This is a genomic window from Maricaulis salignorans, from assembly GCF_900103475.1.
GTDB lineage: Bacteria > Pseudomonadota > Alphaproteobacteria > Caulobacterales > Maricaulaceae > Maricaulis > Maricaulis salignorans.
Genome location: NZ_FNHG01000007.1, coordinates 98,367 through 125,255, shown reverse-complemented (window position 1 = coordinate 125,255; position 26,889 = coordinate 98,367). Strand labels below are relative to the sequence as shown.

Sequence of the window (26,889 nt, the reverse complement as noted above, 5' to 3'; positions counted from 1 at the left end):
TCAGGACCCAGGCGGGACAAGCACGGAGCCCGGTCGATCGATCTCCCGGCTTTCGTCCGGATGACGATAAATCATCAAACTTATCCCCACCCCACCAACCTGCGCGCATACTTCAGCCGTTCCGGTTGCACGGGAGGCGTGAGCTCAGTCATTCGCGGCGATCGGGAGCGTGGAGCTCGTCCGGGCAGAGGGGTGACATCCCGCGCTCTGGTGAGGCCATGATCGGGGAAGGGCAGCATGAATGCTCGACTGTTCGTCCACGGTCATTTCGAGGCAGGGCCCGCGAGGGACCTGAGCAAATCTCCACGTGCGGGACGTCTCGGATGCCCCCTAAATTACTCAAAACCCGGCATTCGCCGGCGTCCCGCACACCTCCCAAACCGGGGAGGGCCACTCAAACCTCCAGCCGCTTGCGGCGTGGAGACTTTCGTGCATCGAAAAAGGAAAATGGTAGGCCCGGAGGGACTCGAACCCCCAACCAAGCGGTTATGAGCCGCCGGCTCTAACCAGTTGAGCTACAGGCCCGCTCGACAAGCGAGGCCGTCATCGATACTGCGTCTTGGCGCGCAGGCCAAGACGTTGCGGCAGGCGATCTCAGTGCGCGACAGCGCGGCGCCGTTTCGGTCCGATGCTGAACACCAGCAGATGCGCCAGCAGGACGAGGGCCAGAATGATCAGTTCGATCTGGTCACGCAGCCAGAAACGCAGACTGTCGACCTCACTCCAATAGGCCCGCGATGCACGCGTCGTCTCCGAAGCGCCGGCCAGCGGCAGACGGGCCGGGATCACTGCGGCGGCCAATTGCGGCGAGACAAATTCATAGCCCATCGCCTGCAAGGATGTCGTCAGCTCGGTCAGGCGGGCCGGGTCGAGATACCAGTGAAAGAAGAAGCTGGCATAGCTGTCACGCAGCACAAGATTGCGCCGTGCCGTCTCCAGCATCGCCTCCATCGAGCGCCCGTGCACACTGCCTTGCGGCGCCCAATTGCCCAGCGTTTCCGGCAGGATCACATCACCGCGGATATCGCGGACCGGATAGGGGAAGAATTGCTCGCCATAGAGGGGGTCGAGGCCATCGACCACGCCGGACGCTTCACCGCCAAAATACAGCACCCTCTCCAGCCGCGCCGGGAAACGTTCACCGATCGAGCGATAGGCCGATTGCGAGGCGGCATAGTGCGGCGAAGTGAACAGCCAGGGCTGCGGCAGACCGGCCTCGTCCCAGTTGGAAAACGCCAGATCGAGGCGTTCATCCCACATGGCGCCATCATCATCCTCGAGCGGGCCGAGCAGATCGAACCGGCCCCCGGCATCGAGTCCGGCACGGAAGAACTCATAATCGCCGCCACTGACACCGAAATTCGGATTGGGAATATCACCGTGCTGGTGCGTCTGGCCGTGCATGATCAATGTGCCACCGGCCCGCGCCATATCGCGCAGTGCGCTGGCCAGATACGGCCGTTCATTGAGGCTGAAGCGGCGCTCGCGGCCATCGGAAAAATGGCCGTTCGGGTCGACAAATGTGTCGTAGACGGTCGCGGCAAAAGGCACGTTGAGCGCCTCGATCGCCGCCAGCAGGGTTCGGATCTGCGCCGGATCGGCATCCGGTCCGATATCCTCGATCCGCATCAAGGCCTGGCGCACATCCGGGGCATCAGGCTCCAGGGTGCGCGAGAGGATATCGGCGAACACCATGTAGCGATCATCTTCGCTGGCATAAGGCATCGGGCTCTCGCTGACCCAGGTCAGCGCGCCGGAGCGCAGCGCCCAGGGCATGCGTTCGCCATCGGCCGCCTGCATTTCGGCCAGCACTTCAACGCGGTCAGGATCGGTGACACGAATGCCGGCAACCAGATCGGTACTGTCAGGCGAGCGGGTGAAATGTTCGCCGCGATACACCACTTCGGGGAAGATCTTGGTCGTCGCCGCCTCGGCCAGCCAGCCGATCTGTGCCGCCAGTCCGGGCGCAGAGGCCTGCAGGCTCGCCGGGTCAGGCTGGATCCAGACCGTCGTGCCCTCGCCACTCATGGCATCGTCCAGCAGCGCGGCCGGTACAGTCTGGCCATAGGTCGAGTTGACAACAATCAGCGCGTCATGGGCGTCGCGATCATTGGGTTGGTATTGGGAGATGCCCGCCAGCGCCGCCTCGGCATGACGCCCGGCCAGATTGGCAATATTGACCGCATGCAATTCGCCCAGCGCCTGATCCTCGCCCTCATCGGGATAGAGGACCAGCACGCTGGAGCGTTGCGGCATGCTGCCCGCTTCGGTCTCCGCACTGATCTCGCCATGAAGCGGATAAACCAGTGCGGCCCAGAAGGCGGTCAGCAATATTGTCAGGCGCATAATCATTGGAGGGCGTGCTCCCCAGCATCACAAGCCGCCTATCTTGCGGCTGCATGCGTTCAAAGCTGGGTGCAAATGCGCCGAGATTGCGGCGGTCAGGGGTCATTCCGGGGCGGCGCCGTTCAGCTTGCAGACAGGTTGGCTGTGTCTGACTCGGCACAACAATCCTACCGGCGTGATCGATATCAGCCTATGATCATCACCCCGGTCCATACCGATCCACAACCCAGGAGCCATGATTTATGATTCGCGCCCTTCTTGCCTCCACCGCCCTGCTTCTCGCTGCCAGCCCTGCACTGGCCGAAGAGGTCAACCCGACCCTGTCGCTCTCGGCCAGCGCCGATGTGCAGGTCACCCCCGATTACGCCACAGTCCAGTCCGGCGTCGTCACTCGCGCCGCGACAGCGCAACAGGCCATGCAGGACAATGCCCGCGCCATGACCGCTGTATTCGACGCGCTGCGCCGCGCCGGTGTCACCGGCAATGATGTCCAGACCTCGCAATTGAGCGTCACGCCGGTCTATGCCGACCGCAGCGAGCCGCGGCAGAACCAGAGCCAGTACGAGATCATCGCCTATGAAACCCGCAATACGGTGACCGCCAAGGTGCGTGACACCTCGCGCGTCGGCAATGCGATCGACGCCATGGTGTCTGCCGGCGCCAATAATATCCAGGATGTCAGCTTCGGCGCCGAGGATACTTCCGAGGCGATGGACCAGGCGCGCCGTGAAGCGATCACCAGCCTGCTGGCGCGCGCCGACCTGTTCGCCGATGCGGCCGGTTTCGAATTGTGCGGGATTACCCGGATAAGCGAAAACTTCGCCCGGCCTGCGGTACCGATGATGATGGCCCGGATGGATTCGGAATCGACGCCGGTTGCCGCCGGTCAGCTTTCGGTTACGGCGACGATCAATGCCGATTTCTGCATCAGCGACGACTGATCAGGCAGCGTCCGGCTTGGCGACGACCTGGTTGTGTTCATCGAACAGGACCACGACCGGGTCGTGCTGGCGCGCTTCGGCGGCGTCCATATCGGCATAGGCGACGACGATGATCCGGTCACCGATCTGGGCCAGACGGGCGGCGGCGCCATTAATGCCGAACATGCGGCTGCCACGCGGCGCCTCGATGGCATAGGTGGTGAAACGCTCGCCATTATTGATGTTCAGCACATCGACCTGCTCATAAGGCAGGATGCCGGCAGCATCGAGCAGATCGCTATCGATCGAGATCGAGCCTTCATAATGCAGGTCCGCCTGGGTCACAGTGGCCCGGTGAAGTTTGCATTTCATCATGGTGAGACGCATCGCGCTCAACTCCGTGCGGATTATTGCTGCACTGCACATACGTGTCCCCGCCGCCGATTTCAACGCCCAGACACGTTGATTTTATCAGCCGCAACCGCCGTCACATGAATGGGAGCCTACTCACGGTTTCAAACGCCATTCATGCATGTGCCGACAAAATAGTGTATCTTGCAGACCTCGGGAGGGTGACATGTTCGGAACACGCAAGCTTTTGACCCCACTGGCACTGGCATTGCTCGCCAGCAGCGGCACGCAGGCACAGACCGCGCCGGCGCCCAATCTTCTGGCGGTCCAGCAAACCCGGCCTGCCGCTGAGCCGGCAAGCCCCGACGCACCGCGCAGCATGACGATCAACTGGGATCAGGCGAGGGCCGATGCCCGCCGCCAGGGTGCCGCCAACGGCGCGCCGGTCGCGGCCGCCCGCCTGGCACCGGAAATGCCCCGGCCGAGCAATCGTGAAGCCGCTGAAGTCGCCAATACACGCCTGCCGGTACTGGTCCCGAACATGGCGGTGCTGAGCGCGTCGCCGCCGCCTGCCGTATTGCTGTTTCCGCGTCCCGATTTCTACACGCTGTCCATCAGCGGCGACGGCCTCGTGATCGAAGTCTTCGGCACCCGCCTCGCCCATGCCGTGGCACCCGACGCGGTCACAGCGCGGCAATTGCGAGCGACGGGACCGGACGCGCTGCGCGTCTCCGCGACTGAATATGGCCAGGTCGCCGACTTCAACCGCTATGGCGCCGCCTATAGCGTCACGCTGGAATGCGACAATCCCCAAAGCGATCCGCGGTGCGCCGATGATGTGCTGGTCCGCCGTCTGGCCCGCTCGCTGGTGATCGCTGCCGGCTCGCCCGGCGAGGGAGGCTGATCATGTCGACCCGCGAGATCGAACGCGCCCTCGCCGCCGCTGTCGCGGCCGCCGGTATCGCCGCCATGATCTGGTGGCCCGCCGCCGACACCGGCGCCCCGGGCGAGGCAGCGCCGGACGAACCTGCCCTGGAAGAGCCGGCCCCCGAAGCAACGGAGGAGCCCGAGGGCGAACCTGGCGAGGCGGCCGAGGCGGATGAGCCTGACGAGGAGGCCGAACCGGAAGCAGTAGCCGAGCCTGATCAAATTGAGGAACCACCCGCCGAACCTCTGCTGGACGATGCCGGCATCGCCTTCTCCTGGATGCCTGCCGGCGATCTGGTCGAGGATTCCGGTACCGGCCAGATCCTGCAGATCAATTACGCGCCTGGCATGCGCTTCCCGATCGAGGCCGGCCAGGCCTATGCCAATAGCCAGGTCTATGGTTATGGCGGCTATCTCGGCCCTGCCGGCGGCCAGTGCAATGCGGCCAATTATGCCTATTCCTGGCGCGATAATTTCTGCGAGACCCGCGGCTATGGCACGCCGATGTGCCCGAGCGGGCATGGCCATCAGGGCCAGGATATTCGCCCGGCGACCTGCAATGACGGCGTCCACCAGGCGCTCGCGGCCGCCGATGGCACGATCACCTCAATCGGCAGTTACTCGGTACGGCTGATGAGCGATAATGGCGTGCGCTACACCTATCTCCATCTCGACAAGCCGACCCTGCAAGTTGCCGTCGGTGATCATGTCACGCGCGGCCAGGCCCTCGGTTTTGTCTCCAATGAGTTTGGTGACACCGCAACCACCATCCATCTGCATTTCGAGATCAAGATGGCGGTCGAGACCGGCGGCGGTATCCAGAATACCTCGGTGCCGCCCTATCTGGCGCTGGTGGACAGTTATCAACGCCTGCTCGAGGGCGAGGAAGACTAGGTCTCGGGACTGCGCACGCAATATCTAACCGCAAGAGTTTTTACCGCGCGCCGGATTGCGGCGGGCTTCGTGAGGGAATGACGGACATGACGATACGGATCTGGCTGGCAACCGCCCTGGCAGCACTGACACTGAGCGCCTGCGAAGACGCCACGCGCCATGAGGATGGCAATCGTGCCGGCATAGGCGGCGTCGCGGAAATGGCCGACGACTTTGCCGTCGGCCGCTCCAGGGCAGCTCCGGCGCCATCGCCATCACCACCGCCGCCTGCCCCGGGTTCAGCCCCGGCAGATGGTGTGGTCGAGCGCCTGATTGCCTATCGCTATGATTACCGCTTCGAAACACCGGCCGACACAACCCCGGGCCTGGTCGAAAGACACCAGAACGCCTGTACCCAGGCCGGCGCCCAGCAATGCCAGATCGTGTCGGCGAATATCTATGATGATGGCCGCGGCTCGATTTCGGCCAGTGTGCAATTACGCGCCAGCCCGGCCTGGGTCGAAACATTTCGTAGCGGACTTGAGGCCGAGCTTGAAACAGCCGGTGGACGGATCCAGAACCAGTCGCAATCGGCCGATGATCTCACTTCAGCCATCTATGACATGGAAGCCCGGCTTGAAGCGAAGCGGGTACTTCGCACGCGACTGATTTCGCTGCTGGAGCGCGAAACTGCCAGCGTCGAGGAACTGGTCCAGGTCGAACGCGAACTGGCCAATGTCCAGGGCGAGATCGAGGGCGCCGAAGCCCAGATCCGGGTCATGCGCGGCCGCGTCTCGATGTCGGCACTGGGCCTGAACTACGCCTCACGCGTTGAACCGGTCAGCCCGGGCGCCTTCGACCCGCTGACCTCGGCCCTGACCAATGTCTTCCGCGAACTGGCTGCTGGTCTGGCCAATGTCATCACCTTCATCGCCGGCTTCGCACCCTGGCTCTTGGTGATCGTGCCGCTCTTCTGGCTGCTGAGCCGCTGGCTGCGCGGCCTGTTCAAGGCGCGCCGTGAGGCGAAGACTGCCAAGGCCGAATAGTCATCCCGGCCCGGCTGGTGCGGCGCGCCGGCCGGGTGTCACCCCGTCAGATGCAACACCACCTCGCGGCGCTGCGGCCGGTCGCGGTGCTCGAACAGATAGATCCCCTGCCAGGTGCCGAGCAGGAGCTCACCATGCGCCACCGGAATCCCGATCGAGGTCTGCGTCAGCGCCGATTTGATATGCGCCGGCATGTCATCCGGCCCCTCGGCAGTATGCGCCAGCCACGCCATTGACGGATCATCGCCATCAGGCACCAGCCGCGCGAAGAATTCGTTGAGGTCGCGCTGCACATCCGGATCAGCATTCTCCTGGATTGTCAGCGAGCAGGAGGTGTGGCGCACGAAAACGGTGAGCAGCGCCTCGCCGGGAGCTTGTTCGGAGACGAAGCTTTGTGCCGCGCGCGTGAAATCGTAGAGGCCCGGGCCGGTGGTTGGGAGGGTGAGTGTGGTGAGGGGCATGGTCAGTTCACTCACCCTCCAGCGCAAATGTCGCAAACCAATCGACCAAAAGACTGTTCGATCTGACGAGTTCGCCGATATCAAGGTACACGATCATCGACCGCGCAGAATTGGAAATCGTGTCTGAATACGACCTGATTATCTGGTAGCATTCTTGATCCTTCGGCGTCCCAAGCATGCCCTGAGTGTGGAAACTCTGGCGCGAACCGCCGTACATTTCCATGACCTCGGGGTAGCGGGCGTGCACATAGTTTGAGTACGTCCGATAGACGGTCGAAAGGAGCTCCAACGTATCGACGTCCGTGTAATGAGATGCTTCTGGGATCCCGTCCAATGCTTCGTCAAGGGCGCGTGCAACATCCTTGTGAACATTCTCTTGTCGGACATGCACCGTCTTCCTCGCCGAATCTCCTCGGTGAATATCTGCAAAATAGTCTGATAGATATCGGTCAGCTCGTTGGGAACCCGTTGAAGACTGCCTTCCAGCAATCACAAAATCTATGTGCGTCGTGCATTCGATAATGGTTCGGATTAGCACGCAGACTTCCTGAATGTACCCTGCCCTATAAAGCTCGATGCATGCGTTGAGCGCGCTGACTGCGCGGGCCAACTTCAGCAGACAAAAATGGGTAACTTCTGGCGACTCGTAGCGGTATCCAAGCTGTTCGCGGTCAAAATTCGGCTTTGGGAGTGATCGCTCCAACTCGGACACGAACACCTCTATCGGATGCAACCGTTCCTTCAAATCGGCGGAATTTGCGGTGACGTCCATCTTGAGTGCTCCCGCTGATCCAGCTCCGCCGATTTGGGCTAAAAAGAAAGCGCCACGGTAAACCGAAGCGCTTTCTCCAATCAATCTTCACACAGCGGAGTGCGCCGATTGACGCTACGCGATCCCGGAACAATTCCGGGACGACGCCAAGCGTCAATTATCCAGGAAGCTCCGCAGCTTGCGGCTCCGCGATGGGTGCTTCAGCTTGCGCAGCGCCTTGGCTTCGATCTGGCGAATCCGTTCCCGGGTGACCGAGAATTGCTGGCCGACTTCTTCCAGGGTGTGGTCGGTATTCATGCCGATGCCGAAGCGCATGCGCAGGACGCGTTCCTCGCGCGGGGTCAGGCTGGCGAGAACCCGTGTGGTGGTCTCGCGCAGATTGGCCTGGATGGCGGCATCAATCGGCAGAATGGCATTCTTGTCCTCGATGAAATCACCGAGATGACTGTCTTCCTCATCGCCGATTGGCGTTTCAAGGGAGATCGGCTCTTTCGCGATCTTCATCACCTTGCGCACTTTTTCCAGCGGCATGGCGAGCTTTTCCGACAGCTCTTCCGGGGTCGGCTCGCGGCCGATCTCGTGCAGCATCTGGCGGGAGGTGCGGACGATCTTGTTGATGGTCTCGATCATGTGCACCGGAATACGGATGGTGCGAGCCTGATCGGCGATCGAGCGGGTAATCGCCTGACGGATCCACCAGGTGGCATAGGTCGAGAACTTGTAACCGCGGCGGTATTCGAATTTATCGACAGCCTTCATCAGGCCGATATTGCCTTCCTGGATCAGATCGAGGAATTGCAGGCCGCGATTGGTGTACTTCTTCGCAATCGAAATAACGAGGCGCAGATTGGCTTCGACCATTTCCTTCTTGGCGACGCGCGCTTCGCGCTCGCCCTTCTGGACGGTGCGAACAATGCGGCGCAGGTCTTCAATCGGAACGCCGGCGCGCTGGGTCAGCTCGGCCAGATCGTCGCGGATCTTGGAGGCGTCGACGCCTTCGCGGTCGATAAAGCGGGTCCAGGCCTTGGATGTCTTGGCCATCGAACCGGGCCAATCGGGATTCAGCTCATTGCCGAAATAACTGTCCATGAATTGCGCGCGTGGCACGCCATGGGCATCGGCCATGCGCAGCAGGCGGCCTTCGAGCGACATGCGCTCCTTGTTGATCGCGTAGAGCTGCTCGACCAGGGCCTCGATCCGCGCATTATTGAGATGCATGGTGTTGAGATTGGTGACGATCGAGTTCTGCAGGGATTCATATTTGTCCCGGCTCTGCTTGGTCAGGTCCTTGCCTTCGATACGCGCGGCAACGAGCTTGTCCTGCAATTTGCGGAAGGCGGTGAAGTCGGTCGAGATCAGATCGAGCGTCTCCATGACGCCTTCACGCAATTCTGCTTCCATCGCCGAAAGCGAGAGCGTGACGCCCTCATCATCATCGTCGTCATCATCATCGTCATCGGACTTGGATGTGGCTTCGCCATCCTCGTCATCGTCTTCGTCATCACCCTTGGCCTTGGCGTCGTCGTCCTCGGACTCCGCGTCCTTGTCGTCTGACGTGGCTTCACCGTCAGCGGGCTTTGCCGCGCCCGGCGCCTGCGGGGTCGGGGTCTCGCCATCTTCGGCCGGACCGGTTTCGTCGTCTTCGTCCTGATTGGCTTCAGCCTGCTGGCTGCCATAGGTGGCGTCGAGATCGATAATGTCGCGCAGAAGGACTTCGCCTTCATGCAATTCATCGCGCCAGACCATGATGGCTTCGAAGGTCAGCGGGCTTTCGCACAGGCCGCGGATCATCGCATTGCGGCCGGCCTCGATGCGCTTGGCGATGGCGATCTCGCCTTCGCGGGACAACAGCTCGACCGAGCCCATTTCGCGCAAGTACATCCGTACCGGGTCATCGGTCCGGTCGGCAGAGGTCGGGGTGTTGAGGCCGGTAATGGCGCTTTTCGAGGCACCGGCGACCGCGCGGGTCTCGCCTTCTTCCTCGCCATCATCATCATCGTCGTCGGAGTCCCCGTCGCTGCTCTTGGCGGCGCCAGTGGTTTCCTTGTCGTCATCGGCTTCGCTGTCATTATCAACGACATTGATGCCCATCTCGGACAATTGTCCGAGCACGTCTTCGATCTGCTCGGACGAGAATTCCTCGCTCGGCAACACCGCATTCAACTCGTCATGGGTCACATAGCCGCGCTTCTTGGCGACCTTGATCATGTTCTTGACGGACTGATCTGTCAGGTCCAGGAGAGGACCGTCCTGGCTCTCGGATGCGTCATTGGCTTCGGCGGGTTTGGTCATGTATTCGTCCCTGGTCGCGCCGCTGAACGGCGCCAATCGACAATATCCAACTCAGGAAGATTCGGAACGGCTGGTTTCGCGTCGATAGGCTTCCACCAGTCGACGCACACCTTCCGAATCATCCCTGCCAATTTCTTCGACCAATCGCGCGCGAATCTCTTCGCGACGATCAGTCGCTTCATTTCTTTCCATATAGGCAGCCGCGAGCTTAATCCAAGCCTCACTGCGCTGTTCGCCGGAAGCATCTGCCCCGCCAATTGCTGCCCTCATCGGTCCCCGTTCACCGTCCAACCGCCTGAGCTCCGCCGCAAAGCCCATTTCCGCAAGCTTCGCGCGTAGCCAATCCGATTGCACAGATTGTCCAGAAGAGCAGGCGTCTAGAACGGTGTCGCGTAGTAAGTCAAGCGAACCGAGAGTCAAATGCGCCAGGGTTTCAACCTGATCGGCGGCCAGTTCGGGCCATTCAATCACAGCCAGCAACAGTATTCGGGCATCGGACGCGCCCGGAGAGCCCTTGGCAGCGCGACGCAGTTCGGCGCTCGGGCCAAGCCGCGGCAAGCCCTTTTTACCCTTGCCGGTCCACGGCGCGCGTTGCGGCGTGGTGCCGAACGCGGCCTCCATGCGATTGTCGAATTCGCGCTTGTACTCGGCGCGGATATCGGGCTCGGCAATCTGCGCCAGCAGGGTGCGGATCCGGCGGCGGAAGCTGGCGCGGCGATCAGGATCATCAAGCGGCTCAACGCCGATCTCGCGCTCCCAGAGCAAATCCGCCAGCGAACGCGTCTGCTTGAAAACCTCACGCAGGGCGCCTGCGCCCTGCTCGCGCAGGATATCATCGGGATCCTTGCCATCGGGCATGAAGGCAAAGCGCAGCGTGTGGCCGGCCTGCAGCAGCGGCAAGGCGCGATCGGCGGCTTTCAGCGCCGCCGCCCGGCCGGCGCTATCGCCGTCCAGACACATCACCGGTTCGCCGCCGGCGCGCCAGAGCAATTGCAATTGTTCTTCCGTGATCGCCGTCCCCAGCGGCGCAACGCCCTGCTCGAGCCCGGCCCGCGCCAGGGCGATCACATCGAGATAACCCTCGGCAACGATCAGGCCACGGATATCGGCTTTCGGGTCGGCCGCCGCCCGGCGCGCTTCGGGGAAGCGATAGAGCATCGAGCCCTTGTGGAAGATCGGCGTTTCCGGCGAATTGAGATATTTCGCCCTCGCCTCGCTCGACAGGGCCCGGCCGCCAAAGGCCACCAGACGGCCGCGCGGATCCTGGATCGGGAACATGATGCGGTGGCGGAAACGGTCATAGGGCGAGCCACTATCCGGCTCGATCAGCAGGCCACACTCGACCAGATCGCCGATCGGCGCCCCGGCCGTGACCAGCTCGTCCTTCAGGGCGGTCCGGCTTTCCGGCGCATAGCCAATGCCGAAACGGACGCAATCCTCGCCCGACAGCCCGCGCGATTTGAGATAGCGGCGCGCATCCTCGGCCGCGGGCGTGCGCAGGGCGCGCAGATAGAAGGCCTGGGCGGCCTCCATCCACTCGACCAGGGATTTGCGATGCTGGGTAGTCTGTTGCGCCTGCGGATCGGGCGCCGGCAGGCTCAGGCCTGCCTCGCCGGCCAGCCGCTCGGCCGCCTCCATGAAGGAGAGGCCTTCCATTTCTTCCAGCCAGGTAAAGACATCGCCATGCTTGCCCGAGGCGAAGCAGTGGTAGAAACGCTTCTCGTCATTGACGAAGAAGGAGGGCGAACGCTCTTTCTTGAAGGGCGACAGGCCAACGAATTCGCGGCCCTGGCGCTTCAGCCCGACCGTGCGGCCGATCAGGTCCGACGGGCGCACGCGCGCCTTGATTTCGTCGATGAAGTCCTCGCCCAGACGCATTTTGGTTTGGCAATCCTCAAAGGCGCAGCCCTGACTGCGAACACAAGCCCGACGGGTCCGCAATCCGGGTTGGCATGGCCGTCAAATTCCAGGTCACATGTTGCGCCGGAATCCCGGGCGCGTCACGCTGCAATCGCAAGCCGGGGTCAGGCCCGGCCCGCGCAGAGCCCCCGTCAGGCCGTACCGGCAAGCAGGTCCTTGACCTTGGCGCCGGCCTTGCCGAAATCCATCCGCCCGGCATAGCGGGTTTTCAGCTCGCCCATGCAGCGGCCCATATCCTTGAGGCCGGCCGCATCGAGTTCGGTGACGACATCGACGGCGGCGTCGGCGATTTCAGCCTCGTCCATCGGCGTCGGCAGATATTCGCGAACGATTTCCGCCTCGGCACGCTCGGCCTCGGCGAGATCGAGCCGGCCAGCCTTTTCATAGGTGTCGGCGCTTTCTTCACGCTGCTTCATCAGCTTTTGCAGGATGGCGAGGATTTCAGCCTCATCACAGCCGCAACAACGATCTTCAGCGCGGGCAGCGATATCGCGGTCCTTAACCGCGGCAGCAATCAGGCGCAGCGTCGACAGGCGCGGTTTGTCCTGTGCTTTCAGGGCCGATTTCATATCGGTGGCGATTCGATCACGAAGAGACATCACTCAGGCTACCGTTTCTGGCGCTGCAAAGCGCCTAAAATGTCAATATTTTGATTTTGCAGTGGAATTTCTCAGAGCGGTTGAGTTTGCGCGTCTGCTCAGGTCCATTGTCTTCCAGGCTCATCCATCGAGCCGATTCTTGCGGTGCGATCATACGCCCGTTTCAAGACCGGCGGAGATATGCTGTCTTTGCCGAAGAATCAAGGCTTATCGAAATCGGTGTTGCGGGATTGACCGGAAGGGCGTCTCTGACTACCTACGCGACCGTTTGGCCGCACCCGCCTCATGGCGCGTATGTCCCTTACGGCAAACCGGCTTCAGGAGCACAGCCATGTCCCAGATCTCGCAGCCTAATCCGACCGGAGCCCTGGCGCTCGCCGATGGCAGCGTCTTCGTGGGACAGGGGTGTGGTGCCTCGGGAATCGCGATCGGCGAATTATGTTTTAATACCGCGATGACCGGCCAGCAGGAAATCCTCTCCGATCCCTCCTATGCCGGCCAGGTCGTCTGCTTCACCTTCCCGCATGTCGGCAATGTCGGCGCCAATAGCGAAGACGAGGAATCGGCCAGCGCCCCGGCTCGCCACGCTGCTGTCGGCATGATCAGCCGCGCCCCGCTCACGCCGCCGGCCAATTACCGCGCCACGGAGAGCTTTGGCGAGTGGCTGCGTACACGGGGCATCATCTCGCTGACCGGCGTCGATACGCGCGCCCTGACCCGCCGCATTCGCGAGCACGGCATGCCGATGTGTGCCGTCGCCCATGACCCGGCGGGCAATATCGATATCGAAGACCTGAAAGCCAGCGCCCGCGCCGCCGCAACAATGGAGGGCCGCGAGCTCGCGGCCGCCGTCACCCGCGAAGCGGCGGGCGAGTGGGATGAGAGCGCCTGGAACTGGGATAGCGGTCATGGACGAGGTGCCACGACGGGCCCACGCGTTGTCGTGCTCGATTATGGTGTGAAAGCGAATATCCTTCGCCTGCTGGTGTCCGCCGGTGCCCGCGTCGCAGTCGTGCCGGGCAATACGCCTGCCGCCGATATTCTCAAACTCTCGCCGGACGGCATTGTCGTCTCCAACGGTCCGGGTGATCCGGCGGCGACCGGGGCCTATGCCCTGCCGACCCTGCGCACGCTGATCGACAGCAATATCCCGATCCTCGGCATTTGCCTGGGCCATCAAATGCTCGCCCTCGCCCTGGGTGGCCGCACCGTGAAAATGCCGCAAGGCCATCACGGCGCCAATCACCCGGTCAAGAATCACGAGACCGGCCAGGTCGAGATCGTGTCGATGAATCACGGCTTCGCCGTCGATGGTGCCAGCCTGCCCGAGGACGCCGTCGAGACCCATGTCTCGCTGTTCGACGGCAGTAATTGCGGCTTCCGCCTGACCGGCAAACCCGTCGAGGCCGTGCAGCACCACCCGGAAGCCTCGCCGGGCCCGCAAGACAGTTTCGGCGTCTTCACCCGCTTTGTCGGATCCCTGAAGGTCAGCGAACCGGCCTAGATTCGATCAGACACCACACTTTCTTCCCCGGCTTGCCGGGGAAGTGGCCCTGCACAGCCGAAGGCGAAGCAGGGTCGATGGGGGCCGCAGGCGGCGTCTCGGCTCGCTGCGCGCGCCGCCCCTCCACCATCCTTCGCCAAAGCTACGGATGGTCCCCCTCCCCGGTAAACCGGGAAGGAAAGTGCGGCCATCAGGAGTATGCGCCGACCGGCGTTCGGACCCAGAGCTGCCGCTTCCCTCGCCCGGTCAAATCACCCCATAGTGCGTCCATGTTTTCACGTCGCGCCCTCATTGCCGCCTCTGCCGCCACGGGTCTGGCCGCCTGCGCCCGCACCGACACGCCTGCGGACATGCTGCGCGTCGCGATCGAGACCCTGCCCGACAGTCTCGACCCGGCACTGGGCGAATTTGCCTCCGCGGCGCTGGTCTACAAACAAATCCATGCCGGACTGACCGACTACGCCCCCGATGGCTCGGTTGCGCCCGGCATCGCGACCCGCTGGCGGGTCGCGCCTGACGGGCTGAGCTGGGTCTTCGCCCTGCGCGAGGACGCACGCTGGTCAGACAGCCACCCGCTGACGGCTGATGATGTTGTCTGGTCGGCCCGGCGCCTGGTCGACCCGCAGCAGAGCTTTGCCAATCTGGGCGATTTCTTCGCCGTCGCGAATGCCCGCGCCGTACTGGCCGGGGAGATGCCGCCAGAGGCGATGGGCTTTACCGCCCTGGACGATCACACCATCGAAGTCCGGCTCGACACGCCGCTCGGCCTGCTGCCGACGCTGATGCGCGAATTTTACCCCTTCCCGCGCCATGCCATCGACGCGCATGGCCGCGACTGGATCCGTCCGGAAAACATCGTCACCGCCGGCGCCTATACCGTCACGGCGGCCAGTCAGATGAGCCTCGATCTGGCAAAGAACCCGCATTATGCCGGCGCGGCTGGCGTAGCGATCGAGCGCATCCGCATCGATGCCGTGCGCGATGCCGGCACCCGGACGCGCATGTTCCGGGCCGGCGAATATGATCTCGCCGAAAAGCCTCCAGGCAATCAGATCGGCTATTGGCGCGAGCGCCTGGGGGAGCGGTTCCGAAGCTTCGACGCACCGATCCTGCGCTATCTCAAGGTCAATCATGCCCGTCCCGGACTGGCGCCGCCTGCGACACGCCAGGCGCTGTCCGCCGCCATTGATCGCGATTTCATCGCCGCGAATTTCTTCGACAATACGGCCAGCATCACACACCGCATCATTCCGCCGACCGACGGGATGATGGCCCCGGTCGATCAGCGCCCGACCACCGATCCGGCACTGCCCGGCCGTGTCGAGATCCGCACCGTGCCCGGTGTCAGCGAACAGATCGCGATCGCCATTGCCGATGACTGGCGCCGCATCGGCGTCGAGGCCGTGCTCCTGGTCAGCTACCCGACCGATCTCTACCAGGCCGTCGATAGCGGCGATTTCGACATCGCGGTCGCCAGTTTCAATCGCGGACTGAAAGCCGATCCCTTCTTCATGCTCGACCCGTTCGGACCGGGCGGATTTGCGGCCAATTTCAACTGGGACAGCCCTGATTTCGCGGCCGCCATGGAAATGGCCCGGCGCGAGAGCGATCCGGTGGTCCGCGCCATCGCCTATCGCGAAGCCGAGCGCATTCTGCTCGCCGACCAGGCCGTCATTCCGCTGTTGCATGAGCGCGCGCACTGGCTGGTCAGCGACGGCATTACGGGGACACGGCCCGACATCCAGCCCATGTTGTGGCGCGATCTGGAAATTGCACATCTCTAGACGATCGGGACCGGCGTGCATGCGGTGGGGACGCACGAGTCTGGACCCTTGAAACAATCACCAGTAGAGTTGGGCCAAGTTGCCGCTTAAGGGGGGATTGATGAAACGGTCATTCTTATTGTGTTGTTGCGTAGTCGCCGTCGCAGTTTCAGGTCCGGCTGAAGGCCTTCAAAAGCAGCCGGCCAATGAAAATCAGGATCCGGGGAATTGCCTTGAAACCGAACAAGGACGACGCAACGCCGCGCAGGGCGCCCTGGTAGGAGGGTTATTCGGTGCCTTGCTGGGCGATCAGGTCGACTCGAATAATGACAACCGGACGACTCTTGGCGCCATCGTCGGGGCGACGATGGGCGGCGCTATTGGCTGCGAGACCGGCGAACGACAAGCAGAGTTCGAAAGTTCAGAAACGCAATACAATTCATACATCGGACAACTGGAAATCGAAGCAAACCAACTCGAGCTCGAAACCGCTGAACTTGAGCAAGACCAGCGCCGCCTGAATTACGAAATTGAAGTTGCCGAACGGGAGCGGGCCAGCCGCTCCTCCAGATATTTTGAAGCGGTCCGCGCGATTGATGCTCGTCGATCCGAGGCGCGAGATCGCATGAGAATTGTTGACGGCAACCTGCAGTCAGTTCGCAATCAGATTCGTGAGCGCTCGCGGGCGAATGCACCAAGGGCTGAACTTGCCCTTCTGCGCCGTCACGAACGCGCTCTGAGCAATGCCCGAAACATCCTCGCGGAATTGGCAAATGCGCCACGAGTCTGAAATTGCGGGCCTCGGCAAGCTTTCAAGACGGGCCGCCTTGTTATCAGGCGGTGCGGCCCTGGCCAGCTGTGCGACGCCTGGCACCGATGACTGCAACCCCGCCAATGCGGGAATCGGTCGCTACTTACGATGCAGGCAGCAGTATGTTGACCGCCAGCAAAACCTAGCGAGCCAGGCGCGTCAGGCAGAAGGCAGGAACGCGCAATCCCATGCCCGCATTGATCAGTTGCAGGCGGAAAACCGACGATTGCGGCGACGCCTGGCTTCACTCAATCGGGAGATTGATGCGCTCGACAGCCGCCGCTCGGCCCTGCTGCGCAGAGCGGCCAGCCTTCCCGCACTGTCGAATGCACAAAATGCGTATCTCCACGCGGTCAGGCAGTATTTGGACGATATCCTTGCCCTGCAGGATGAAGGCCTCTCCATCGACCCGCCTCTTGACCTTTTACCGGCTGATGCCCCGGAACGGCGTGAATTCGTCGAAGCCAGACGTGAGCTTCGCGCTGCCCGCACCGAGACCCGGGAGGTTCGTGATGTGATCGTCGAATTGGCCGCAGGAGAGCTGGCCGGTCGCGCGGTGGAACGGAGAATCAACGCTTTCCTTCGACGGGTCGTGGGCGCGGCGCGATTCGCCCGTTTTGTGCACCCGGTTACGCGAGTAATATCTTTGGGGGTTTCCATCTTCGGGGCAGCGGCGACCATTTTCCGGAGCCCGTAGTCACACTGCCGACAAGCAGCGCCCCAAGCTCTGCCACGCCAACGACACCGTCCAGCCCCAGGACTATTGAGCGTGTCCCCAAGCAGATTGTCTGTCATTCCCGGCATTTCTGTCTCGCCATGGGAGCGATTCCCGGTTAGGAACCCGCTTCAGCACTAAATCATTCCGTCCACCCGGCGCTGCCACCCGCAGCGGCAGGCCGGACGCGCGCGCACGTGAGACTGGAACCCCATGCCCAAACGCACCGACATCAAATCCATCCTGATCATTGGCGCCGGCCCGATCGTCATCGGCCAGGCTTGCGAATTCGATTATTCCGGGGTGCAGGCGGTGAAGGCGCTGAAGGCCGAGGGCTACCGGGTGATCCTGGTCAATTCCAATCCGGCGACAATCATGACCGATCCGGAACTGGCCGACGCGACCTATATCGAGCCGATCACGCCGGAAATGGTCACCAAGGTGATCGAAATCGAGCGCCCTGACGCGCTGCTGCCGACCATGGGCGGTCAGACGGCGCTCAATTGCGCCCTTGAGCTCGACCGGCGCGGCGTGCTGGAATTGTTCAAGGTCGAGATGATCGGTGCCAAGGCGGATGTCATCGACAAGGCGGAAAACCGCCAGCGCTTCCGCACTGCGATGGAAAAAATCGGCCTGGAAAGCCCGCGTTCGGCCGTCGTCCACACGATGGAAGAAGCCGAGGCCGCGATGATCGAGATCGGTCTGCCGACCATCATCCGCCCCTCCTTCACGCTCGGCGGCACCGGCGGCGGCATTGCCTATAATGTCGAGGAATTCCGCCTGATCTGCCAGAGCGGGCTCGACGCCTCGCCGGTCGATGAAATCCTTGTCGAGGAAAGCATTGTCGGCTGGAAAGAGTTCGAGATGGAAGTCGTCCGCGACAAAGCGGATAATTGCATCATCATCTGCTCGATCGAGAATATCGACCCGATGGGCGTTCATACCGGCGATTCCATCACCGTCGCCCCGGCCATGACGCTGACCGACAAGGAATACCAGATCATGCGCTCGGCCTCGATCGCCGTGTTGCGCGAAATCGGTGTCGAGACTGGTGGTTCCAATGTCCAGTTCGCGGTCAATCCGGCGGACGGACGCATGGTCGTCATCGAGATGAACCCACGCGTTTCACGCTCCTCGGCGCTGGCCTCGAAGGCGACCGGTTTCCCGATCGCAAAGGTCGCCGCCAAGCTGGCTGTCGGCTATACGCTCGACGAAATCGACAATGACATCACCCGCGGCGCGACCCCGGCCAGTTTCGAGCCGACGATCGATTATGTCGTCACCAAGATCCCGCGCTTTGCCTTCGAGAAATATCCCGGTGCCGAGGCGACACTCTCGACCTCGATGAAATCCGTCGGCGAAGCGATGGCGATCGGTCGCACCTTCCAGGAAAGCATGCAAAAAGCCCTGCGCTCGCTGGAAACCGGCCTGTCGGGCTTTGACGATATGGTCCTGCCCGGCGTTGAAGAGGCCGTTGACGAGACGGCGCGCAAACAGGCGGTCCGCGCCGCGCTGGCAATTGCCAGCCCGGACCGCCTCCTGGTCATTGCCCAGGCCTTCCGCGAAGGACTGACGCTTGAGGAAATCCGTGCGGCCTCGCTCTACGAGCCCTGGTTCCTGCGCCAGATCGAGGAGATCGTCCTGGTCGAGGGTGACATCTCGACGCTCGGCCTGCCGGCCGAGGCCAGTGCCTTCCGCGCCCTCAAGGCGATGGGTTTTTCCGATGCACGCCTGGCGCAATTGACCGGCCAGGACGAAACCGCCGTGCGCCGCGCCCGCCGCGCCCTGGGCGTCCGCCCCGTCTTCAAGCGCGTCGACACCTGCGCCGCCGAGTTCGCATCACCAACGCCCTACATGTATTCCAGCTACGAGACGCCGGCCTTTGATGGCAGCGTCGAGTGCGAGTCCGAACCGACCGGTCGCAAGAAAGCGATCATCCTCGGCGGCGGACCCAACCGGATCGGTCAGGGCATCGAGTTCGATTATTGCTGCTGCCATGCCGCCTTTGCCTTCGCCGACATGGACATCGAATCCATCATGGTGAATTGCAATCCGGAAACCGTCTCGACCGATTATGACACCGCCGACCGGCTGTATTTCGAGCCGCTGACGATCGAGGACACGCTCGAACTGATCGAGACAGAGCGTTCGAACGGCACCCTGCTCGGCGTCGTCGTCCAGTATGGCGGCCAGACCCCGCTCAAGCTGGCCAGCGAACTGGAAGCGGAAGGCGTGCCGATCCTCGGCACCGCGCCGGACGCGATCGATCTGGCCGAAGACCGCGAGCGCTTCAAGGAATTGCTCAACCAGCTCGACCTGCGCCAACCGCCCAATGTGATCGTCCATTCCGAGGACGAGGCGCGCGCTGCGGCCGAAAAGCTCGGCTTCCCGCTGGTGCTGCGCCCCTCCTATGTGCTCGGTGGCCGGGCCATGGAAATCATCCGCGAGACCGACAGCCTCGAGCGTTATTTGCGCGATGCCGTCAATGTCTCGGGCAAGTCCCCGCTCCTGCTCGACCGCTATCTGACCGATGCCGATGAGGTGGATGTCGACGCGATCTGTGATGGCGAGACAGTCTGGGTCGCCGGCGTGATGCAGCATATCGAAGAGGCCGGTGTGCATTCCGGCGACAGCGCCTGCTCGCTGCCGCCCTATTCGCTGTCGGCAGAGATGATCACCGAGCTCAAGCGCCAGACCGTCGCCATGGCGATGGCGATTGGCGTCAAGGGGCTGATGAATGTCCAGTTTGCGGTCAAGGATGGCGATATCTTCGTGCTCGAAGTCAATCCGCGCGCCTCGCGTACCGTGCCCTTCGTCGCCAAGGCGATCGGCCAGCCGGTCGCCAAGCTCGCCGCCAAGGTCATGGCCGGCGCCCGCCTCGCCGATTTCAAGCTGAAGGATCCGGCACCGAAACATGTCTCGGTCAAGGAAGCCGTGATGCCATTCGCGCGCTTCCCGGGCGTCGATCCGGTGCTCGGGCCGGAAATGCGCTCGACCGGTGAAGTGATGGGCATCGACACCACATTCGAGGCGGCCTTCGCCAAGGCGGAGCTCGGTGCCGGGATTCACCTGCCGCGCAAGGGGGGCGTCTTCATCTCGCTGCGCGAAGGAGACAAGGCGGCGATGATCGAACCGGCGCGCGTGCTCGCGATGCTCGGCTTCACGATTCTCGCAACCGGCGGGACAGCCAAGACCTTTTCCGATGCCGGCGTGCCGGTCACCCGGGTCAACAAGGTGTTCGAGGGGCGTCCCCATATCGTCGATCTGATGAAGAATGGCGAGGTCCAGCTGATTTTCAACACCACTGAGGGCCGCCAATCACATCTCGACAGCTATTCCATTCGACGGACCGCGCTGGAGATGAAAATCCCTTGCTATACAACAGCTTCGGCAGCACGGGCGGCGATCATGTCGATGCGGCGCATTGAGGAAGGCGCGCTGGAACCGCGTGCTCTGCAGACCTACTCTTGATGGTATGCAGCTCTGGCGCTAGCCTGTTCTGATTTCCCGTAGTTAAGTGGTCGCATGAACAAGATCCCTATGACCGTCGGAGGGCAAAAAGCCCTCGACGAAGAACTGAGACGTCTCAAAAGTGAAGAACGCCCGGCGGTGATCGCGGCGATCTCCGAGGCACGTGAGCACGGCGATCTCTCCGAGAACGCCGAATATCATGCCGCCAAGGAGCGCCAGGGCTATATCGAAGGCCGCGTGCAGGAGCTTGAAGACAAGCTGGCCCGCGCGCAGGTGATCGATGTCACCAAGATGGGCGGTTCCACCGTCAAGTTTGGCGCCACTGTCACCGTGCTCGACGAAGACACTGAAGAGCAGGCGACCTATCAGATCGTTGGTGAAGACGAGGCCGATGTGCATGCGGGCAAGATTTCGATCTCCTCGCCTATCGCGCGCTCGATGATCAACAAGGAAGTCGGCGATGTCGCCGAGGTCAATGCGCCCGGCGGGCTGAAATCCTATGAGATCATGAAAGTCGAGTGGGGCTGAGCCCTTCGCAAACCAGATAATTTCAGAACGGCCGGGGCGATGCTCCGGCCGTTTTCCGTGGTGCCAGGGATCGCCTAGTTGAGGCCGGGTATATGGCCCACCGGATCGACGGGTTCGCCCTCATGGCGCACTTCCAGATGGACATGCGGTCCGGTGGCATTGCCGCTGGTGCCGATATGCCCGATCGGCTCGCCGCCACGAACCCGGTCACCAACCTCGACGCCGGCCTCGGACAGATGCGCATAGAGGGTCGTCCAGCCCTCGCCGTGATCGATCGCGATCAGCAGGCCCCAGTGCGGCGAACCATGATAGCCCCAGCCGGCAAAGACCACTTCGCCATCACCGGCGGCATGGACCGGCGTGCCATAGGGCGCGGCCAGATCAATCCCGCCATGATGCCCCACCCGGCCGCCACTGCGTTGCCGGGTATCGCCGAAGGCGCTGTAGACGACGGCGTCGGCGACCGGCGCATTGAAGCGCGCGCGGTTTGACGGCACCGAAGCACAAGCCACCAGAACAAGCGCCAGCAGGGCTGCGAGCAGCAAGGCGCTCGCCACCACCCGCCAGGCCCGCACCCGGATGAGCGCATCATCGGCGCCTGGCACAACTTCCGAATAGGCCAGTATGATTTGTCGCGGAAAAGTCATCGATCCGGGTATGACAGGTTTTTGTGACCAGAAGGTGCCCGCCGGCCGCCCTACCGGTCAAACGAAAACGGCCGGAGCATGGCCCCGGCCTCATTCCCGAACGCTTCAGGCTGCACGCCTCGTCAATCGAGGCCGGTCAGATAGCCGGCCGGATCGACCCGCTCGCCATTGAAGTGGAGTTCGACATGGACGTGCGGTCCCGTCGAAGCCCCGGTCGTGCCGACCGTACCGATCTGCTGGCCCGGCGCCACCGACTGTCCGGACGCGACCCCGATTGCGTCGAGATGGGCATAGACCGTCGACCAGCCATCGCCATGATCGATCTCGACCGTATTGCCCCAGCGCTCCGAGCCATTATAGCCCATCTCCGCATGGACCACCGTGCCGGCGCCGGGCGCGGAAATGGCGGTTCCGGTCGACGCCGCGATATCGGTGCCGCCATGAAAGACCGGCGAGCCAGCAGGCCGGGCCGGACGGGGACCGTAGGCGCTGGTAATGCGGCCGGTCACGATCGAACCGGACAGATCCGGCGCGGCGACCGGTTGCGGTGTGGCAGCCGGAGCCGCCGCCGCGACGGGAGCCGGAGACGGCGATGACGCCTTTTGCCGGGGTGCGACTTCCGGTGCGACAGGCTCCGCGATCAGAGCCGCAGAGGTGGAGGCCTCAACATTCATTCCCGATTGCAGCCGGTGAGCCAGCATCAGAGACTGGTTCTGCCCGTCATCCGGCGCAGTCCGGTCCACGGCGGCGGCGTTGGGGAGCGCCGCTTCGAAGCGCTCCGCCTGGCCATAGGCTTGAGCGAGCACGCGGGCTTCGACCAACGGCGCAATCTGTTCAACCGGTGCGCTGACCACACGACGCGGCGTGAGTGTTGTCTGGGCATAGGCCACAGGGACGGCAAGGAGCAGCAGGGCACCGGCCGTTAGAAGTGAATGTTTGACGGTCTGACCGCCGGACAGGATTGATCTGATACGCATTTCCCGTTGTCTCCTGTTGTGAGGACCGAAGGCAGAAACCGGCTGCGCCGAGCTCCGCATGGATTCGATCAGTGTTGCCGCATAGGCCTTGCACTGGGTGCGTCCGAGTGCTTCGACGGCATCGCTGTCGCAGGCGATCTCGCGGGCGGCGTCGAGTTCGCATTCGATCTGGCGCAGTGGCCAGTTGAACCAGAGCAAAATGGTCAGGGCCGAGCCGAGCAGGCGGTCGCGCTCATCGCCGCGGCGCAAATGGCAAAGCTCGTGCACCAGGGCATGCCGGGCCCGTTCCGGTGACTGCATCAAGCGCTCCGGGGCGACAATCACACCACGCCACCCGGTCAGAAAGGGGGACACCGCATTGGGGCACAGGCGCATTTCCGGCGCCGACAGGCCCAGCTTGCCGGCCTCGCGATCCAGCAGGCTGCGCTCTGACGCATCGGCGACCCGGCTGTGCGCCAGCAAATGGCGGCGATGATAGTGACGCCGCAGGGCAAACAGGAGCGAGGCCATCAGGCCGATCGCATAGACAGCCGCCAGCAGGGTTTGCAGCGCTGGCAGCGTTACCGCGGCAGGCGTTACCGCCGGGACATCGCGCACCGGTGCCGTCTCGGGCCGATCCAGGGCGAGCTCATCCATGAATTCGAGCGCCGGCAGGGGCGGCAGGGTTTGCGGGATGGCAAACAGCACCGGTGCCAACAGGAGCGGCAATATCGCCACCAGGCGGGCGCTGCGCCACAAGGCCGGGGATGATTGCCCGGCGCGGGCCTGCAGGACCAGTCCGGCCAGCCAGGTGAGCCCGGCTGCCAGCAGGGTGAGTGCGCCTCCGAGGAGAAGAGCTGTGAGCAAGCCACTCATGCCTCATCCTCCCCGGCGTCAGCTTCCTCTGCCACATCCGGCGACGTTTCAGTTTCAAGCAAACGCGTCAGGGCCGCAGCCTCCTCATCGGAAAACAGGCGGCTGCCGGCAAATGCAGTGGCTGGAAGCGGGCCATCCAGGTCGAGCACATTGGCGGCGAAGTCGCGGATCATCTGCCCCATCAGCGCCACCTTGCCGACCCGGGCCTTGAAGACAGACAGGCCGTGGACATCGGCGCGCTCAACCAGGCCTTTCTCGGTCATGCGTGAAATCAGGGTCCGCGTGGTGGAGTAAGACCAGCCGGTCTCGCGCTCGATCCCGGTCTGGACTTCGCGCGCACTCTGCGGCCCGGCGCTCCATAAATGCTTCAGGATTGCCAGTTCGGCGGGGGATGGGGCGGATTGCGTCATGCGTGGCTCCCGTCACAGTTACGCTACACTTGTAACTCATGTGACATCTGTAGCGCACCTCTGTCAAGGGGTTTGCCGCGCTTGACCGGAACAGGGCCGCGCCGTTTAACTCGCACCATGTCGCAAACCCAGTCCCCGCCCCCTTCGCTGATCTGCTGGGTCGTCTCAGACGGCCGCCGCGGGATCGAGAACCAGGCCTTGGGCCTGGCCGAGGCCGTGCAGGCGCAATTGGCTGCGGCCGGAACCGGGATGCGGATCGGGCGTGCCGTCGCCCACAAGGATGGTTCGGTTGCCCTGCCCGACTGCGGCCCTCCGGATCTTTGGATCGGCTGCGGGCGGGCTGCGATCAAGCTGGCCGGCCGGCATCGCCGCACCTTCACGCGCTGCTTCTTCACCTATGTCCAGGATCCACGCACCCGCTACCGGGACTTCGACCTGATCCTTGCGCCCGCCCATGACCGGCTGACCCGGCCCAATGCGCTGGCCATGATCGGTTCGCCCAACCGGATTTCCGCGACTTTGCTCGAAGACGGGCGCGCCGGATTTGCGGCGCAGATCGAGGCCCTGGCGCCGCCGCGCGCGGCGGTGCTGATCGGCGGCGATTCGAAGCGCTTCCGCCTGACACCGCGCATTGCCGACTATCTGGTCGAGCGGCTCGAGGGATTGCTCGCAGATAATGTCAGCCTGATGATCACGGCATCGCGGCGCACGCCGAAGGCGTTGAGCGACCGGCTGAGCCAGGCCTTCGCCGGCCATCCCCGCGTCTGGCTGTTTGATGGCGAGGGCGAGAATCCGTATTTCGCCTTTCTCGCGGCGGCCGACTGGATTTTCGTCACCGAGGAATCGACCAATATGCTGGTCGAGGCGAGCGCCACCGGGAAACCCGTCTATGCCCTGCCCATGGACGGCTCGGCGGGCAAATTCACCCGGCTGCACGCCGCGCTGGAAGCGCACGGCGCCATGCGGCCCTGGCTCGGCAGACTCGAAAAATGGTCCTATACACCGCTGGCGGAAACCGACCGCGCTGCCGGCCTGCTGATCAATCGCTGGGAGCCGCCATTGCAATCCCACGCCGCTAGCGGAGACGCCGCATGACCCATTTCCTTGTATCCCTCCTGTCCCTGTTCGGAGTCGCCATGTCGGAACCCAATTCAGATTCAATCGTCAGCCGCCACGGCGAAGTCTGGCTGGCCAGTCAGCCCAGCGAAGCCGATCTTGACGCCTGGGCCGCGGCCGGCGCCGTACTGGTGGTCAATTCACGCACTCCGGAAGAGACCGCATCCCTGCCCTTCGACATGCGTGCCGCCGTCGAAAGCCGCGGAATGCGCTATGCCGAACTGCCGATTGGCGGTGCCTCCGGCGCGAGCCCGGCCCTCACCGGCGAGCTGGCCCGCCTGCTCGCCGCATCCGACGGACCGGTGGTCATGCATTGCCGCTCCGGCACGCGCTCGGCCCATCTCTATGCGGCCTATCTGATCACCGGGGACCGGGCGCTTTCGACACCATTCGACACCATGAACTGGCCCGGCGGGCGCGATATGGGCATGGTGCGCGCCCTTACACCGCCCCCGGTCGAGTAATCGTGCTGCGAAACCACGCAGCAAGACCGGCGCGAGCCACTATATAGAGCGCAACACGAAATGCGGCGGCCATGGCCGCGCCTGCCAGATTGAGGAATTCCCATGTCCGAGACGCGCCATTCGCGCCTGATCATCATCGGCTCCGGTGCTGCCGGCTATACCGCCGCCATCTATGCCGCCCGCGCCATGCTTGAGCCCGTGCTGATTTCCGGCCTGCAGCCCGGCGGTCAGCTGACTATCACCACGGATGTCGAGAATTATCCCGGCTTCGCCGATGTCATCCAGGGCCCCTGGCTGATGGAGCAGATGCGCGACCAGGCCGAGAAAATGGGCACTGAAATCATCTCCGACATCATCACCGATGTCGATCTGAAGACCCGCCCCTTCGTGCTCGAGGGCGATGGCGGCACGATCTACACTGCCGACGCCGTGATCATCGCCACCGGTGCCCAGGCCAAATGGCTCGGGCTGGAAAGCGAACAGAAATTCCAGGGCTTCGGCGTTTCCGCCTGCGCCACTTGCGATGGCTTCTTCTATCGCGGCAAGGAAATCGTCGTGGTTGGCGGCGGCAATACCGCTGTTGAGGAAGCGCTCTTCCTGACCAATTTTGCCTCCAAGGTGACACTGGTCCATCGCCGCGACAGCCTGCGTGCGGAAAAAATCATGCAGGACCGCCTGTTCAAACACCCCAAGATCGAAATCGTCTGGGACAGCGAAGTCGTCGAAGTCCTCGGCGAGATGGACCCGCCCGGCGTTACCGGCGTGCGGATCCGCAATCTCAAGACCGATGTGGTCAGCGATATCCCGGCGCATGGCTTTTTCGTCGCCATTGGCCATGCGCCCGCGACCGAGCTCTTCCTGGACCAGCTGGAAACCAAGCAGGGCGGCTATCTGGTCACCGAGCCGGGTACGCCGAAAACCTCGATCCCGGGCGTGTTTGCGGCCGGCGATGTGACCGACGACATCTATCGCCAGGCCGTCACGGCGGCGGGGATGGGCTGTATGGCGGCGCTCGAGGCGGAACGCTATCTGGCCAGCCAGGAATAAGCCGGGCCGCTGGCCGTCCAAATATGTCCAAATAGAAATTAGAAATCTGGCGGGCTTGCTGTTAGGAGACTGAC

General features: G+C 63.0%; 23 protein-coding genes and 1 tRNA gene. 13 read left to right on the top strand and 11 right to left on the bottom strand.

Annotated elements, in window-relative coordinates; translation table 11 throughout:
• Positions 1-448: 448 nt before the first annotated feature.
• Both BLT42_RS07780 and BLT42_RS07775 read right to left on the bottom strand, forming a co-directional pair.
• Positions 449-525, bottom strand: a tRNA-Ile gene (locus BLT42_RS07780).
• Positions 526-594: 69 nt separating this feature from the next.
• Positions 595-2,352, bottom strand: coding sequence for a DUF2334 domain-containing protein (locus tag BLT42_RS07775; protein WP_091769371.1), 1,758 nt, complete (start codon positions 2,350-2,352; stop codon positions 595-597).
• A gap of 236 nt (positions 2,353-2,588) precedes the next feature.
• Between BLT42_RS07775 and BLT42_RS07770 the strand changes: the two genes are divergently transcribed.
• Positions 2,589-3,287: an SIMPL domain-containing protein gene (locus BLT42_RS07770; RefSeq protein WP_091769367.1), complete on the top strand. Its 699-nt coding sequence runs from the start codon at positions 2,589-2,591 to the stop codon at positions 3,285-3,287.
• On the opposite strand, the gene panD is transcribed toward BLT42_RS07770, so the two are convergent.
• Entirely contained in the window at positions 3,288-3,653 is a 366-nt protein-coding gene (panD, locus tag BLT42_RS07765; RefSeq protein ID WP_091769364.1) for an aspartate 1-decarboxylase, read from the bottom strand. It abuts the gene before it with no gap.
• A 190-nt stretch (positions 3,654-3,843) separates the two neighbouring features.
• On the opposite strand from panD, the gene BLT42_RS07760 reads away from it, so the two are divergent.
• From BLT42_RS07760 to BLT42_RS07750, 3 genes are all read left to right on the top strand, one after another.
• Positions 3,844-4,521, top strand: a complete 678-nt coding sequence (locus BLT42_RS07760) for a hypothetical protein (protein WP_091769361.1) — start codon at positions 3,844-3,846, stop codon at positions 4,519-4,521.
• Between the two features lie 2 nt (positions 4,522-4,523).
• Complete coding sequence (locus BLT42_RS07755; protein WP_091769358.1) at positions 4,524-5,438, top strand: M23 family metallopeptidase; 915 nt, start codon at positions 4,524-4,526, stop codon at positions 5,436-5,438.
• Between the two features lie 86 nt (positions 5,439-5,524).
• Complete coding sequence (locus BLT42_RS07750) at positions 5,525-6,463, top strand: DUF4349 domain-containing protein (RefSeq protein ID WP_176780295.1); 939 nt, start codon at positions 5,525-5,527, stop codon at positions 6,461-6,463.
• A 38-nt stretch (positions 6,464-6,501) separates the two neighbouring features.
• Here BLT42_RS07750 and BLT42_RS07745 read toward each other — a convergent pair whose 3' ends face one another.
• The 5 genes from BLT42_RS07745 to BLT42_RS07725 form a co-directional block, all read right to left on the bottom strand.
• Positions 6,502-6,924: a secondary thiamine-phosphate synthase enzyme YjbQ gene (locus tag BLT42_RS07745; RefSeq protein WP_091769402.1), complete on the bottom strand. Its 423-nt coding sequence runs from the start codon at positions 6,922-6,924 to the stop codon at positions 6,502-6,504.
• A 7-nt stretch (positions 6,925-6,931) separates the two neighbouring features.
• Entirely contained in the window at positions 6,932-7,696 is a 765-nt protein-coding gene (locus BLT42_RS07740) for a DUF5677 domain-containing protein (RefSeq protein WP_091769352.1), read from the bottom strand.
• A gap of 153 nt (positions 7,697-7,849) precedes the next feature.
• A complete protein-coding gene (rpoD, locus tag BLT42_RS07735) occupies positions 7,850-9,988 on the bottom strand; it encodes an RNA polymerase sigma factor RpoD (protein ID WP_091769400.1) in 2,139 nt (712 codons plus the stop codon).
• A gap of 51 nt (positions 9,989-10,039) precedes the next feature.
• Positions 10,040-11,866 carry a DNA primase gene (gene dnaG / locus BLT42_RS07730; RefSeq protein ID WP_091769349.1) on the bottom strand — a complete coding sequence of 609 codons (1,827 nt, stop codon included), beginning with the start codon at positions 11,864-11,866 and terminating at the stop codon, positions 10,040-10,042.
• Between the two features lie 173 nt (positions 11,867-12,039).
• Entirely contained in the window at positions 12,040-12,507 is a 468-nt protein-coding gene (locus tag BLT42_RS07725; RefSeq protein ID WP_091769345.1) for a GatB/YqeY domain-containing protein, read from the bottom strand.
• Positions 12,508-12,838: 331 nt separating this feature from the next.
• Between BLT42_RS07725 and carA the strand changes: the two genes are divergently transcribed.
• The 6 genes from carA to greA all read left to right on the top strand — a co-directional run bounded on the left by carA (position 12,839) and on the right by greA (position 21,299).
• Positions 12,839-14,011, top strand: coding sequence for a glutamine-hydrolyzing carbamoyl-phosphate synthase small subunit (carA, locus tag BLT42_RS07720; RefSeq protein WP_091769342.1), 1,173 nt, complete (start codon positions 12,839-12,841; stop codon positions 14,009-14,011).
• Positions 14,012-14,280: 269 nt separating this feature from the next.
• Positions 14,281-15,795 carry a peptide ABC transporter substrate-binding protein gene (locus BLT42_RS07715; RefSeq protein WP_176780294.1) on the top strand — a complete coding sequence of 505 codons (1,515 nt, stop codon included), beginning with the start codon at positions 14,281-14,283 and terminating at the stop codon, positions 15,793-15,795.
• 100 nt (positions 15,796-15,895) lie between these two features.
• Positions 15,896-16,564 carry a glycine zipper domain-containing protein gene (locus BLT42_RS07710; RefSeq protein WP_091769336.1) on the top strand — a complete coding sequence of 223 codons (669 nt, stop codon included), beginning with the start codon at positions 15,896-15,898 and terminating at the stop codon, positions 16,562-16,564.
• Complete coding sequence (locus BLT42_RS07705) at positions 16,548-17,282, top strand: hypothetical protein (RefSeq protein WP_091769335.1); 735 nt, start codon at positions 16,548-16,550, stop codon at positions 17,280-17,282. Before BLT42_RS07710 ends, BLT42_RS07705 begins: the two co-directional genes overlap by 17 nt.
• Before the next feature lie 231 nt (positions 17,283-17,513).
• Entirely contained in the window at positions 17,514-20,771 is a 3,258-nt protein-coding gene (carB, locus tag BLT42_RS07700; protein ID WP_091769333.1) for a carbamoyl-phosphate synthase large subunit, read from the top strand.
• 54 nt (positions 20,772-20,825) lie between these two features.
• A complete protein-coding gene (gene greA, locus BLT42_RS07695; protein ID WP_091769330.1) occupies positions 20,826-21,299 on the top strand; it encodes a transcription elongation factor GreA in 474 nt (157 codons plus the stop codon).
• A gap of 74 nt (positions 21,300-21,373) precedes the next feature.
• Here greA and BLT42_RS07690 read toward each other — a convergent pair whose 3' ends face one another.
• From BLT42_RS07690 to BLT42_RS07680, 3 genes are all read right to left on the bottom strand, one after another.
• Positions 21,374-21,946, bottom strand: a complete 573-nt coding sequence (locus BLT42_RS07690) for a murein hydrolase activator EnvC family protein (protein ID WP_091769328.1) — start codon at positions 21,944-21,946, stop codon at positions 21,374-21,376.
• 122 nt (positions 21,947-22,068) lie between these two features.
• Positions 22,069-23,778, bottom strand: coding sequence for a M23/M56 family metallopeptidase (locus tag BLT42_RS07685; RefSeq protein WP_091769326.1), 1,710 nt, complete (start codon positions 23,776-23,778; stop codon positions 22,069-22,071).
• The gene (locus BLT42_RS07680) at positions 23,775-24,188 is read right to left on the bottom strand and encodes a BlaI/MecI/CopY family transcriptional regulator (protein ID WP_091769324.1); all 414 of its coding nucleotides are present in this window, start codon (positions 24,186-24,188) and stop codon (positions 23,775-23,777) included. The genes BLT42_RS07685 and BLT42_RS07680 overlap by 4 nt, the downstream gene beginning before the upstream one ends.
• 117 nt (positions 24,189-24,305) lie before the next feature.
• Here BLT42_RS07680 and BLT42_RS07675 point away from each other — a divergent pair, with 117 nt between their 5' ends.
• The 3 genes from BLT42_RS07675 to trxB all read left to right on the top strand — a co-directional run bounded on the left by BLT42_RS07675 (position 24,306) and on the right by trxB (position 26,815).
• The gene (locus BLT42_RS07675; protein WP_091769321.1) at positions 24,306-25,283 is read left to right on the top strand and encodes a mitochondrial fission ELM1 family protein; all 978 of its coding nucleotides are present in this window, start codon (positions 24,306-24,308) and stop codon (positions 25,281-25,283) included.
• Entirely contained in the window at positions 25,280-25,768 is a 489-nt protein-coding gene (locus tag BLT42_RS07670; protein WP_091769318.1) for a protein tyrosine phosphatase family protein, read from the top strand. Before BLT42_RS07675 ends, BLT42_RS07670 begins: the two co-directional genes overlap by 4 nt.
• A 102-nt stretch (positions 25,769-25,870) precedes the next feature.
• Positions 25,871-26,815 carry a thioredoxin-disulfide reductase gene (gene trxB, locus BLT42_RS07665; protein WP_091769315.1) on the top strand — a complete coding sequence of 315 codons (945 nt, stop codon included), beginning with the start codon at positions 25,871-25,873 and terminating at the stop codon, positions 26,813-26,815.
• Positions 26,816-26,889 lie beyond the last annotated feature (74 nt).